General features: G+C 39.4%; 14 protein-coding genes. 7 read left to right on the top strand and 7 right to left on the bottom strand.

Annotated elements, in window-relative coordinates; translation table 11 throughout:
- Window positions 1–153: 153 nt before the first annotated feature.
- The gene (locus tag IAE19_RS13825; RefSeq protein ID WP_200461556.1) at window positions 154–1425 is read left to right on the top strand and encodes a hypothetical protein; all 1272 of its coding nucleotides are present in this window, start codon (window positions 154–156) and stop codon (window positions 1423–1425) included.
- Between the two features lie 101 nt (window positions 1426–1526).
- Here IAE19_RS13825 and IAE19_RS13820 read toward each other — a convergent pair whose 3' ends face one another.
- Window positions 1527–2105, bottom strand: a complete 579-nt coding sequence (locus tag IAE19_RS13820; RefSeq protein WP_200461495.1) for a hypothetical protein — start codon at window positions 2103–2105, stop codon at window positions 1527–1529.
- A 320-nt stretch (window positions 2106–2425) separates the two neighbouring features.
- On the opposite strand from IAE19_RS13820, the gene IAE19_RS13815 reads away from it, so the two are divergent.
- Window positions 2426–3388: a 2-hydroxyacid dehydrogenase gene (locus IAE19_RS13815; RefSeq protein ID WP_200461555.1), complete on the top strand. Its 963-nt coding sequence runs from the start codon at window positions 2426–2428 to the stop codon at window positions 3386–3388.
- Between the two features lie 21 nt (window positions 3389–3409).
- Here the strand turns inward: IAE19_RS13815 and IAE19_RS13810 are convergent, their stop codons facing one another.
- The 3 genes from IAE19_RS13810 to IAE19_RS13800 form a co-directional block, all read right to left on the bottom strand.
- Entirely contained in the window at window positions 3410–3910 is a 501-nt protein-coding gene (locus tag IAE19_RS13810) for a hypothetical protein (RefSeq protein WP_200461494.1), read from the bottom strand.
- Between the two features lie 178 nt (window positions 3911–4088).
- Window positions 4089–4478 (bottom strand): hypothetical protein, encoded by a 390-nt coding sequence (locus tag IAE19_RS13805; RefSeq protein ID WP_200461554.1) that lies wholly within the window; start codon window positions 4476–4478, stop codon window positions 4089–4091.
- Between the two features lie 86 nt (window positions 4479–4564).
- Window positions 4565–5437, bottom strand: coding sequence for a LysR family transcriptional regulator (locus IAE19_RS13800; protein WP_200461493.1), 873 nt, complete (start codon window positions 5435–5437; stop codon window positions 4565–4567).
- Between the two features lie 104 nt (window positions 5438–5541).
- Between IAE19_RS13800 and IAE19_RS13795 the strand changes: the two genes are divergently transcribed.
- Window positions 5542–6465 (top strand): DMT family transporter, encoded by a 924-nt coding sequence (locus IAE19_RS13795; protein WP_200461492.1) that lies wholly within the window; start codon window positions 5542–5544, stop codon window positions 6463–6465.
- A gap of 52 nt (window positions 6466–6517) precedes the next feature.
- On the opposite strand, the gene glyS is transcribed toward IAE19_RS13795, so the two are convergent.
- Both glyS and glyQ read right to left on the bottom strand, forming a co-directional pair.
- Complete coding sequence (glyS, locus tag IAE19_RS13790; RefSeq protein WP_200461491.1) at window positions 6518–8584, bottom strand: glycine--tRNA ligase subunit beta; 2067 nt, start codon at window positions 8582–8584, stop codon at window positions 6518–6520.
- Window positions 8584–9570, bottom strand: a complete 987-nt coding sequence (glyQ, locus tag IAE19_RS13785; protein ID WP_200461490.1) for a glycine--tRNA ligase subunit alpha — start codon at window positions 9568–9570, stop codon at window positions 8584–8586. The genes glyS and glyQ overlap by 1 nt, the downstream gene beginning before the upstream one ends.
- Window positions 9571–9768: 198 nt before the next feature.
- Between glyQ and IAE19_RS13780 the strand changes: the two genes are divergently transcribed.
- Window positions 9769–10173 (top strand): lysozyme inhibitor LprI family protein, encoded by a 405-nt coding sequence (locus IAE19_RS13780; protein ID WP_200461489.1) that lies wholly within the window; start codon window positions 9769–9771, stop codon window positions 10171–10173.
- Between the two features lie 109 nt (window positions 10174–10282).
- Window positions 10283–11383 (top strand): HPP family protein, encoded by a 1101-nt coding sequence (locus tag IAE19_RS13775; RefSeq protein WP_200461488.1) that lies wholly within the window; start codon window positions 10283–10285, stop codon window positions 11381–11383.
- 104 nt (window positions 11384–11487) lie between these two features.
- On the opposite strand, the gene IAE19_RS13770 is transcribed toward IAE19_RS13775, so the two are convergent.
- Entirely contained in the window at window positions 11488–11754 is a 267-nt protein-coding gene (locus IAE19_RS13770) for a PspC domain-containing protein (RefSeq protein WP_200461487.1), read from the bottom strand.
- A 308-nt stretch (window positions 11755–12062) separates the two neighbouring features.
- Between IAE19_RS13770 and IAE19_RS13765 the strand changes: the two genes are divergently transcribed.
- Together IAE19_RS13765 and IAE19_RS13760 are read left to right on the top strand one after the other, a co-directional pair.
- A complete protein-coding gene (locus IAE19_RS13765; RefSeq protein WP_227612267.1) occupies window positions 12063–12761 on the top strand; it encodes a hypothetical protein in 699 nt (232 codons plus the stop codon).
- A 215-nt stretch (window positions 12762–12976) separates the two neighbouring features.
- On the top strand, window positions 12977–13418 hold a 442-nt coding region (locus IAE19_RS13760), incomplete at its 3' end, for a phage late control D family protein (RefSeq protein ID WP_200461486.1).

Here is a 13418-nt window from a genome sequence, read left to right as displayed (position 1 = left end):
TGAGAGATGCCAACAAGATTGCAACATTGTGGTAGCTTTTGCCCTGTTTTCTTCGCACAGTCTTTATAAAATAACAGGTTCCGCCATGTTTTGTACCGAATGGAACATTGCATGCGTATACATCAGAGCCAGTCACTATTTTTCGGTAGCCTAATGGACAAGCAAATTATTTTTGAAGACGAACACATACGGGTTATTTTTCTAAAAGGGACATCTCAAGAACTGGTGATTTCATTTGGAGATTTAATTAGTCGTGCCAAAGGTCTGACCATTAATGCTGAAAAATCATTAATCAAATATGATTACAATGTATTGGGTATTATGCCTAAGCTCAAGTCATGGTTTCCACACGCTTCAATGCAACAGATGATGGAAAGTGCGCAGCCGATATTGGAACAATTTAAACATATTGTTGGCTATGGTGGTTCGATGGGCGGTTATGCGGCAATTAAATACTCACAATTGCTGAAAATGAACCGTATTATTGCTTTTGTACCCCAATTCAGCATTGATCCTCAACAGGTCGAAGATCGCCGTTATGCTGAATTTTTCGATGTTAATCTCAATCGTGATATGCAGATTCAGGCCACTGATATTTCAGCTCAAGCAGAATATATTGTGGTTTATGATCCTTACTACAAAGAAGATCGTGAACATTATTTAAAAATCAAAAAAATTATTCCAGCTCTCTATACACTAAAACTGCCATTTACAGGACATGAAGCTCTTTCCGTGTTAGCAAGTTCTAGTTTGCTCAATGATCTTATTCGTCATCCTTATGATCAAGGCTATTTTTACCAGCAAATGCGAAGTGTAAAGAAAAATAGCAAGTTTTATTATCGTACTGTGATTTCAAATTTGATGTCGCGGCATAGCGCGGCACTTGGACGCATTTTACGCAATAATGAGCTTCATCTGGATGATCAATATTTTGATGCCAATTTAAAGCAACTGATCACTCGTGTCATGTTGAGTAAGCGTCAGGTCACAGAACAAGATTTACAAAAATTGGGCATTAAAGTTAATCTTCCGATGTCGCAACAAGAGACTAATGATCAGTTACAGGATAATTTTGGACATCATCTGGTATTTAATCTAATTAGTCATAAGCTTGAGAGTTATCTGGCTGATGCGGTGCAACTCAATAATAAGTACCTGATTAGTATTCATGCTAAAAGCAGTGGTATTGTCAAAATTGTCATTAATGCTGAGCGTTATATTGTGGCGATGAATGACCGGCGTGTCATGAAGCTGTTTAAAGAAGAGGATGCCTTGACCACAGATATGAGTCCAATTTTAATTAAAAAATATACGGATTATTTTGTACTAAGTTACAAACAGTTAAGTCTAAATAGCGATGAGCAAGGCATTTGTGTTTTTACGGAAAATTCTGTACAAGACGCAGAAAAGTTCAAAACGATTTAATCCTCATTTATTTGAAATAGATAAGACCAAAGGGACGAATTTTCGTCTCTTTGGTCTATTTAGCGTGAGTCTTATCAAATCATTTTTAATGCAGCTACAGCCTATCGACCAACGCCGACCTGAGTTTGTACGCCAGCATTACGTGGTGAGATGTTGGTATCTACACCCGCGTTGGCATTCACTGAACCAACCTTGACGCCTGCTTGAGTATTTGCTTTTATGCCTGTTTGTGCTTTAGCATCGCGTTTAGCTTCGGACTGCTTTTTCTTTGCATCCCAATGTGATTCAGCTTTGGCTTTTTCCTCAGCAGTAAATTTTTCAGTGTTGTTTACTGCTTTTTTAGTTCCGCGTTTAGTGTCCTGCCAAGCTTGTTCACTTTTATCGCCTACTTTCTCTGCGGCATTTACAGTTTTATCTTTGGCGCTCACAGCAACATCATGTGTTTTATGCGCAACATGACTACCCGCATCAATTGTAGCATCTGTGGCTTTCACGGCTGTTGAATGCACAGCGTGAGCGGTATTGCTGACACCATTTTTCACCCCATTTCCAATGTTGCTTAATAAACCACCAGATTCTACTTGGGCGTTTGCTCCCGCATTAACGGAGGCGTTTTCTGCAAATACTGTTGCAGAAGTTAAAATACTTGCAGCTAAAATAGCAGTCTTCATCATTTTCATTTTTCTTTCCTTTTGTGAATTCACTCAGTTTAAGGTTGAGTAATCGACGTCGCTATCATATGCAACAATCCCTAATTTGTGTGACATAATTCAAAAAAATTACACGCATTTAACAACATCAATAAAATCAAGGAGAAATTGTGGAGGATGAAAAAAAACCTCATTTCTAAATGAAATATTAAATCATTCATTCAACGTAAATGAGCCTTGACGCATTGTTATTTCGGATAGATAGTCATATGTATATCCCAAAATACCAGCCTTCATTCTTTATGAGGAATGCTGAGTTTTCTATTCAATAATTTACACAAGAGTACATGATGAATTTAACTGCCGCATTTTTGGATTATGGTTCATTAGACATGAATGATCTGGATTTTAGTTCATTACAAGACTGTTTTAGTGAGCTTCAGTTATATGAAAGTACCGAATCTGATCAAGTACTTGAACGATTAAGCAATGTTGAGGTCGCTATTAGTAATAAAGTCAGAATAGATGCGGAGATGCTCAAGCAGCTTCCTCAACTGAAACTGATTTTGATCTCTGCAACAGGCACGAATAATGTCGATCTGGATGCAGCCAAAGAACAAGGTATCGTAGTGTGTAACTGTCAAGGCTATGGAACGGCTTCTGTTGCACAGCATACCTTGACCTTGATGCTGGCACTTGCTACTTCACTCATTGATTATGATCGTGCGGTCACACAAGGACGCTGGCAACAATCACCGCAATTTTGCTTTTTGGATTATCCGATTATTGAACTTTCAGGAAAGACCTTGGGCATTGTAGGTTATGGTGAGCTCGGACAAGAGGTTGCGCGCTTGGCACAAGCTTTTGGTATGCAGGTTTTAATTGCCAATCTACCGAACCGACCAAAACATGCCAATGGTTTAGAACTGCATCAGCTATTATCACAAGTAGATTTTTTAAGTTTACATTGTCCGCTTACAGAGGAGACCCGAAATCTGATTAATGCAGATGCCTTTGCATTAATGAAAACCTCTGCCTTTTTGATCAATTGTGCGCGTGGTGGCATCGTGCATGAAAAAGATCTGGTCGATGCATTAAAACAAGGAAAAATTGCTGGTGCAGCCACCGATGTGCTGAGCGTTGAACCTCCAAAACATGGCAATGTGCTATTAGATGCAAATCTTCCTAACTTAATCATAACCCCGCACTCTGCTTGGGGGAGCGTTCAGTCCAGACAGCGTATGGTGGAACAATTGACTGAAAATGCAAAAGGATTTATCAACGGACAAATCTTACGGCAGGTCAATGCCTGATGCATGATAATTCCCAAAAAATTAAGGATTAGCACTTTCAGGCAGGGGAGCCGTCGAAGTTGCTGAGCTAATAGAGCTTGCAGGCGCAATGGGTGCAGCTACGGCTGGCGTTGGTACAGTGGAAGACTGAGTTAAACTCCCTTGTTCAATCGGAACTGTGCCGCCATTTGTGCCTACCACTGCATCTTTAGTTTGTTGCCATTTTTGCTCAGTATAGGTTTTTGCTTCAGTTGCTTTTTCTTGGGCCACTTGGGATTGTTCTGAGCCATAGGTTTTGGTTTCTTGCCATTTCTCACTAATCTTGGCCGAAGATTTATCAGCACCGCGTTGAATTGAATTACCTAAACGACTAATACTTTCTCCAGTCTTATACGTCAATACACGAAATATATTCGGGTTATCTCCATAAGGCATGGTTTTAGGTTGATCAGATGGAGATGTAGGACTTTCAGTTGCACTGGCAGATATCGGCAGAATAATAGCTAGGCTGAGAGTTGCACTATAAAGGGCGTGCTTAAGCATTTTAGCAATCCTTTTTTCTTGATTCTATGATGTTGGCTATATTAGCGGGATCACGTCAATTTAAGAATAAAAGAGATCAAACTGATACAGCTTGCTACAAGCGATATACAGTGAAGAAAAAATAAGGGAAATGATCAGGATTTGCCCTTAACTCACATTAAGGGCAAAACGGGATACTTTATTCACAAGCCGCAACATTTTCTTTTTTGAAATTGTCACGTAGCGAAAGGAAATTCGCTTGAACTTGTTTGTCATACAGGTCAAAAGACTTGGCTGAACTGGTTCCATCTTTGGCAACAATCACGCTTCCAGCTGAAATCAAGGTATTGCCTTTAAATACCCAGTTCTCGCGAGCGCGAGCTGCATCCATAATACCAGTAAATTCAATATTGCAATGATCGCCCATTTTGATCAGCTTTGCCTTATTATTTTTGGTGTCAGGAAATGCTTTAATGTTTGTGACTTCTTCAATTACCCCTACCGTGGTTTCTGGAAGAGGGGGAGTTGTAGAACACGCAGTGATAGTTAAACAGGTAGCAGTTGCTAAAAAAAGAGTTTTAAGTTTCATCATTCAATTGCTTACATATGTTGTTATTGACTCTAAGTATAACCATATTTGATCGTTCAGCTAGAGTAATGAATGAAAAAATTAAGCTATTTTTTGTTTGAAAATTCTGCTTTTAATAGCTCAATAAATGCTTCTCTGGCTTTATGATGTTGAATATTTTGATGCCATAAAAATTGATTCTGCATAGATGCAAGTTGTGTGAACTGATATCCACAGATGTTAGTCATGATTTTGTATTGCTCAAAAATACTTTGGGGAACTAAAGAAACCCCAGAACCTGCACTTACACAACCTATAATTGTGGCATAACTGGTAATTCCTGTGATTGGGAGGGATAGATTTTTTAGGTTAAGCCATTCTTCCAATGCTGCACGATAAGGACAACCTTCGGTCCACATAAAAATTTCTTTATCGATCAAATCTTCCTGACATTTAATTTCACCAAGAGAGGCAGGCGCAATCAGCACCATATTTTCTTTATAAATTTCGAGTTTATGCAGTAAAGGAAATTGAATTTGTCCAGCTACAATCGCGCCGTCCAGTTTATGTTGAAGAACATCCTGCAATAATTGTTTCCAGGTACCTGTAGTAATTTGGATCGAAACATCTGGATATCGTTGGTGATATTTTGCCAGTAAACGGGGAAGGCGAGTTGTGGCGGACGATTCAATTGCTCCTATTCTTAGTGGGCCCGATGGAGCACTATCCGGATGAATACTGCGTTTGGCTTCGTCGCATAATGCTAAAATTTTTTCACAATATTCTAGAAAAACCTCTCCTGATGCAGTTAGTTTCAAGGTCTTTCCTTCACGCAAAAATAAAGGAGCTTTGAGTTCTTCTTCAAGCTTTTTTATACGTATAGTGACGTTAGACGGAACACAATGCAGTTTAGTGGCCGCTTGTACCATACTGCCACACTCCACAATGCTTTGAAAAATTCTGAGCTGTTGGATATCCATATTTTATGATTGAATAAAAATGAATGATAAGCTTAATATAAGTTAATTTTACTTAATCATCTATTTCTTTATGATGCAAAAAAGACTAAGTCTGGTCGTGTTTAATGCATCATTTCGCCTTTTCATTTCTGAAAAATCAACAACTCAAACTTTATTTCTCTATTGCTTTAGTCGTGATCTGCTGGGGCTATTCACCTGTAGGTGTGCATACGGCTTTATTGTCTTATTCTCCTGAACATATCGCGCTCTTACGTTTTATGGTTGCCTCAGGCATTTTAGGGATAATTGCAATACATAAAGGAATTATGATTCCAAGAACACGTGATATTCCAGTGTTTCTAATCTTGGGGCTTTTTTCCGTGACCTTGCATCATGTGTTGATTAATACTGGACAACAATATGTCACAGCAACTGCCTCGAGTATTTTAAGTCAATCCATTCCACTTTTTACCCTAATCATTTCAGCATTAGTTTTTAAAGACACCATCTCCCTCAAACAAAGTGGTTGTATTTTAATGGGATTAGCTGGTGCAATTTTAGTGGTGAGTGGCGACCATGGACTAGATTTGCCCAATTTCCATAGTGTATTGATTCTCTTGGCGGCGATGTGTTGGGCTATTTATTTTGTACTGTATAAAAAGTTTGATCTTCCTTATGACTCAATTAGCATGATGTGTTATGTGATTTGGTTCGGAACCTTGCCGTTACTGGTTTATAGCCCTGATGTGATTTTACAAATTCAATATGCGAACTGGCAGGCAAATATTGCAGTGTTACTCTTGGGGCTTTTTCCAAGTGCTTTAGCTTACTTACTTTGGGGATATGTACTTAAACAGATGCCTTTAATGCAGGCTTCAAATTATTTGTATAGTACGCCTTTAGTGGCAATGAGCATTGCCATCCTATTTTTGGGCGAACGACCATCGATTTATGTTTTGATGGGTGGTGTGATGATTGTAGGAAGTATTGGATGGATGAATTGGAAAAATAAAGTGATTGAATCTGTTCAGAAAACTACAATAGTTTAATAAGAATTAAAAAATGCCTCAATTCAGAGGCACTTTTTGATTCTCATATAAATTATTGCAACATGCTTACATCCGCAATTGCCGTAAATAAACCACGTAATTGCGCGAGTAAACGTAAGCGATTGGCTTTCAGTTGAGGGGCTTCCGCCATTACCATAACGGTATCAAAGAAAGCATCAATTGGTGCACGTAAAGACGCTAATTGCGACAATGCATCGGTATAGTTATGTGCTTCGAGTAAGGGTTGTACCATAGGACCAATACTTTGAAGGGCAGCAAATAACTCTTTTTCCGCATTTTCAGTTAATAAACTAGTATCCACATCACCCGTGATTTGACCTTCTTTCGCCAGAATGTTGGCGACACGTTTATTGGCAGCCGCTAAAGCTTGTGCTTCTGCTAAAGTCTTGAAATGATTCACAGCTTTAACGCGATGATCAAAATCCAGTGGAGATTTTGGAGACAATGCCTGAACGGATTGAATTACATCAATCGCAACACCTTGATCTTCATACATGGCGCGATAACGTGCTTCAATAAAGTTCAATGCTTCATGTTGAGCTTTGACAGGTTCACGTAATTTGCCATGATAGTTTTCAGAAGCAATTTTGGTGAGTTCAACCAATGGCAAGTCTAGGCCTTTTTCAATCAATAGACGCAACACACCAATCGCGGCACGACGTAAACTAAACGGGTCTTTTGAACCTGTGGGTGCTTGACCAATTCCAAAAATACCAACCAATGTGTCTAAACGATCTGCCAATGCAAGGGCAGTCCCTGTTTTGGTTTGCGGCAACACATCACCTGAAAAACGCGGTAAATATTGTTCAGCAATCGCATCTGCTACTTCACTTGGTAAGCCTTCCAGACGTGCATAATAAGTCCCCGCAGTTCCTTGTAACTCAGGGAACTCACCGACGAGTTCAGAGGTCAAATCACATTTCGCCAAAAGACCTGCTTGTTCTGCGGCTGCGCTATCACCATGAGTTAAAGTGGCAATCTGGCTTGCTAACTTGGCAATACGCTGAGACTTATCCCACAGTGTTCCGAGTTCAGCTTGGAATACCATATTGGCTAACTTGTCTTTACGGCTGGCAAGTGGTTGTTTTTGATCCTGTAAAAAGAAGAATTCGGCATCACTTAGGCGAGGACGTACAACTTTTTCATTCCCTTCAATAATTTGGGTTGGATCTTTCGATTCAATATTGGAAATGGTAATGAAGTAGGGTTGTAACTTACCTTCAGCATTAACCAGACAGAAATATTTCTGGTTGTCTTGCATGGTGGTGATCAAGGCTTCTTGAGGAACGGCTAAATAGCGTTCTTCAAAAGTTGCACGTAGCGCAACAGGCCATTCGACCAATGCCGTGACTTCGTCCAATAAATCTGAAGGTACAATTGCAGAGGCGTTGACTTCATCCGCCAATTTTTTGACTTGTTGTTGAATAGTCGCTTGACGTTTTTCAAAATCAGCCACCACATAGGCGTTTTCAAGTGCTGCCAAATAATCATTAGCATGACCCAATGTAATTGCTTGAGGTGCATGGAAACGGTGACCATAGGTCACATTTGCTGCTGGATGATCCTGAATAGTAGCTTGAATGACCTGATCATCTTTGAGCAAAACCACCCATTTTACAGGGCGTACAAACTCAGTACGGCTTGCCGCAGAGCGCATCCGTTTGGCAATAGGTAAATGATCTAAAGCAGTTTGTAAAATATTGGGTAATAATTCATCTAGGCTTTGGCCTTTAATGTCTTTGTAATAGCAGACTTTCTCAACTTTACCTGTTTGAAAAGTTGACACCTGAGCCGCCTCAATGCCTTGACCACGCATGAAACCTTCAAGCGCTTTAGTAGGTTTACCTTCACTATCATAGGCTGCCTGAAGTGCAGGACCATCAAAACGTTTTTGAGTGTCTGCCTGTGCGCCATCGACATCAATAATTTTGAGGGCAAGGCGGCGTGGTGCTGCATGGGCTTCGACTGCTGTGAAGTTTAAACCAGCGTCAGTTAAACCTTTGATCGTTTCTGCTTGTAGGGCATCACGTAATGTTTTTAAATTTTTGGGTGGCAACTCTTCGCAGCCAAGTTCAAATAAGACCGTATGTTGACTCATTATTTGTTCTCCGCTTTTTGCACTTTCGCTGCATCGCTTTCTGCTTGTGCTTTTAATTGAGCTAAAACTTCATCACGTAAGTGTGGCTCTGCCATTGGGAAGCCAAGTTCAGCACGAGCTTGAACATAACTTTGTGCAATAGCGCGTGCTAAAGTGCGTACGCGTAAAATGTATCGTTGACGCTCAGTCACCGAAATCGCCCCACGCGCATCAAGTAAGTTAAAGGTATGTGATGCTTTAACCACTTGTTCATAGGCAGGCAAAGAAAGTTTTGCTTCAATTAAACGAACTGCTTCTGACTCATAAAAATCAAATAGCTCAAATAATTTATCGACAGGTGCATATTCAAAGTTATAGGTCGATTGTTCGACTTCATTTTGATGGAACACGTCGCCATACGTTACGGTTCCAAATTGACCTTTCGTCCAGACCAAGTCATAAACTGAGTCGACGCCTTGTAAATACATGGCCAAACGTTCAAGACCATAAGTGATTTCACCAGTGACAGGATAACATTCAACACCGCCAACCTGCTGGAAATACGTAAACTGGGTCACTTCCATGCCATTTAACCAAACTTCCCAGCCTAAGCCCCATGCACCTAAGGTTGGAGATTCCCAGTTATCTTCTACAAAGCGAATATCGTGGGTGAGGGTATCAATCCCAATCGCCTTGAGTGAGTCCAAATAAAGTTGTTGAATATTGTCTGGGTTTGGCTTTAACACGACTTGAAACTGATAATAATGTTGCAAGCGGTTTGGGTTCTCGCCATAGCGGCCATCCTTCGGACGACGCGAAGGTTGCACATAAGCGGCATTCCATGTTTCAGGACCGAGCGCACGTAAAAATGTTGCGGTGTGGAATGTCCCAGCACCCATTTCCATATCATAGGGTTGTAATACGACGCAGCCTTGCTCCGCCCAATAGTTTTGAAGGGCAAGAATTAAGCCCTGAAAGGTATCAATATGCGATATGGCGCGACTCATGGTGCATCCACTAAAAAATCAAAGAAAAATTGCGTTCAAGTATAAGGATTTTAAAGGGGAGTGGCAAAGATTTCTGCTGAATTAATGCTTGCATTTTTATAAGATCAAAAACCAATAAATAATCTGTGGGTATTTAAAACCTTTATGTTAATTTACTCTGAATACGATACCGACACCGCATGACTTGAGATGAAGTTCATGAATAAAAATCTAAAAACTTATGCTTTTATTTTATCCAGTTTGTTGATGAGTCAAAACCTTTGGGCGCAAACTGAAACAGAACCAGACTTATACAGCCAATGTTTGGACGAAACCATACAGGAGCAGCATTTACCTAGTATTAATAATGCTGTAGTAGACGTTTGTAGTGAACATGCCCGACGGATTTATGAAAAGCAAATTGTGCAATTGTTGGATCAAATTAAAAAAACGGGGAATTCTGAACGTTATAGCAACATTATGAAATCGCAAAAGCTTTGGAAACAATATGTTGATCAAGAGTGTCAGAATGCAGGTGATTATATCGGTTCTCCAATGTATGGATTCTGTCCGATGTCAGAATATCAAAATCGAGTGAAGCAATTGGGTGAATACGTGAATTAAAAGTCATTAACAAGTTTTCTCATAATCATAAGATATAATACAAATACATATTTAAAATAAATCCGCTTATAATTTTGCGACTCAGGCAAGATCAATACCTAGGTGAATTGTGAGCGGTATACAGCAAGATTGGCTTTCGGCCTTAAAACCAAACTTCAAAGTTCTTCCTTTAAAAGAACGATTATTATGCGGTATTGGTGCCTTATGCGGCCTAGCGATTTCTTCCCTAATTAGCTGGTATATATTGGGTGGAATAAATGCCTGGTATATTGCGCCGATGGGTGCATCTTCTGTCTTATTGTTTGCTGTCCCCTCAAGTCCATTGGCACAGCCTTGGAATGTAGTCATTGGCAACACGATAGCAGGGATCATTGGCGTAGCGTGTTCTACATGGATTCCTGATCTTACGGGGGCATTTAGTTTTGCCGTAGGTTTGGCAATATTTTTGATGATGACGACGGATTCATTACATCCTCCAAGTGGAGCAGTTGCAATGACTGCTGTTTTAGGTGGAGAAACAGTTCATCACTTGGGTTTTAACTTTGTGATTTATCCTGTTTTACTTAATTCTGTACTATTGTTGGCATTCGCCTTACTTTTTAATCGCGTGATTGGGCGACATTATCCTTACCCGAAACATGTCAATGAACGTTCCAGTGACCCAACGCCCACACAAAAAGTGAGTATCCAGCCTCAAGATATTCAACGTGCGCTGGATGAACACACTGAATTATTGGATATTAGCCAATACGATCTGGAAAAAATTATTCTCGAAGCACAAGAATTGGCCAATGAAAGACAGGTCAATATTTACGTGTGTCAGGATATTATGAGTAAGGATGTTATCACTCTTGATGAGAATGATGATATTCATCAGGCTTTAAATAAATTTAAACACAATAATTTAATGAGCTTACCTGTGATTCAGGGAGAGGGCCGTATTGTTGGAACTCTGGCTTTATATGAGGTCGTAGAGTGGTTTAAGCGAGCGGCAGATCCGAGAGCGTCTTGGGAACATTTAGTTAAACAGATTATGAATCGTAAAGTGGTCACCGTTACGCCATTGCAACCTATTCAGGATCTAGTGCCTTATTTTGTGGAAAAATCTTTTAATTATATTCCTGTCGTTGAAGATCAAAAATTGATTGGTATTATCAGTCGTGCCGATATGATTGCTGCATTACAACAGCAGCTCAATCAGATTAAATAAGGATTGGACTCAGTAGAATTAAAATTTAAAAAAAAGCTACGATTGTATTTTAGGGGGATCACAATCGTAGCGACCAAAATAACAAGGTCAAATAGTGTGGAGAATTAACGTCTAATTCGTTGCTCTTCATTTACCGTACGAATCGGGTGATACGAGTTCTGCTGATATTGCAGGCGTTCAGTTTTTTTTGGCATGACTAGCCATAAAACTAAATAAACTAAAATGCCAGGGAAAGCAGCACTCATCATTGAAATCAGGACGAAAATAACCCGTAATAAATTTGCATTCCAACCAAAACGTTCAGCAATACCGCCCATAACACCGGCGATCACATGTTGTCGGTTAGAACGATATAAACCAGTATTGGCCATTCAGAAGATCTCCTTAGATAAAAGTAACTACATACGCAATCAAATAATTTTTGCTATGTAATGTATAAAGTGGGGAGAATTTATATGCTTTAAAGGCAGCAAAACTAAAAAATCGTTATTTTATGTAAATAAAATGACTTCATAAAAGCTGAAATAGATAAACTTGCACCAATTTCAAGCAGAAATTGAATTCGTTAAATTATATCAACCTCTCATCATGAGATTTGAAACATAATCATGGTCTTAACCTTATGATATAACGGTCTTTTTTCTAAAAATAAGAAAAAAGGCGGTAAAGATGCTTATCTATGTTTTATTTTAAATTTTCCTTTGCCAGTCTCCCAGTTGTGCAGCAGCGTTTATTGTTTGTACTGTTATTAAGTCTGGGATTGTCGGCATGCGACGGACAGTCAACTGAACACGACATTATGTCTAATGATCGTGCTGGGGTATCTTCTGTGGCGCTAGATTCATCTCCTAAAGATGAACAGGGCAGTAAACTGGTGGATGTTGCAGGACAAGCAACCTTGCCTGCTGAAAGCATAGCCTCTGAGAAGAAATCAGCTTTATTGTCTGATGATGCATTGAAATATGTAGGGCGCTATCACGCGCATATTCGTTGTACTGATCCATTTGCGCGTTGCAAAGGGAACACGGGTGAAGTCGACTATATTTTAAATCTATTGGAGGATGGTTCTGCTTATCGTCAGCGAGTGAGTTTAGGACGTCTGAAAATAGATGATAGCCAGAATACCAAATCTTACCGACATGATAATTGGATGATGGATCAACAGGGGACTCAGCATGAAATTGTGGTGAGTGTCGCAGCTGGAGGAAATCTCTATTTCACGGTGAATGATCAAGATCATTTAAAAATGAATCTCACCAAAACCATGAATGATGATCGTGGTGAAAATCGTCAGCAATTAGGTGAGAGTTTTATTTTGCCTCAGCAAGCGTATATTCTCACACGAATTTACGATACAAAAATATCGAATCAACCTTGAATAAAAAAGTAGTCTCTTTGAACCTTACTCATCAGTGAAGGATGTTTAGTTTAATTTTTAATCTCAATATCCTTTTTTATATTTTAAATTTTTTTAAAAATCAATATTTTATAATTAAATTTGTGTTTTCGTGCTAAAAATAAAGTTTAAAATGACAAGATTTAAACGGGTCTCTTTTCTAAGATGAAAATAAAGAATAGACACAGCGAAAAACCATGCTGCACAATATTGATAATATATTAGAACACTTAGGTTTAGGAACCCTACACCGCACTCTTCATGTCCAATTTAGTAATGTCTCACTCAATACACAGGTTTTCTTACAAGGGATAGAAGGACAGCATTGCCTTAATCAGGGTCTGGAAATTAAATTAACCTGTTTATCCACGAATGCCCATCTTGCACTCAAACACTTCATTGGCTGTCAGGTAGCGATTGATCAAGTGACTGATCTTGGGCAATTTGCCCGACTATCAGGCCTCATTACACAAGCAAGCCAAGGCCAGAGCGATGGGGCGCTTACAATAGACAGCCTCACTGTCCAAGACCCCACTGCACTTTGGCACAAACGACGCAATAGCCGCGTGTTTATGAATAAAAGTGTTGTTGAAATCACAGAGATACTGTTTAAAGAATGGCAAAATAAAAGTGCCTTAT

This window comes from Acinetobacter sp. S40, assembly GCF_016624705.1.
GTDB lineage: Bacteria > Pseudomonadota > Gammaproteobacteria > Pseudomonadales > Moraxellaceae > Acinetobacter.
Note: the sequence above shows the minus strand (reverse complement) of the source record. Positions and strands in the feature narration are given on the sequence as shown.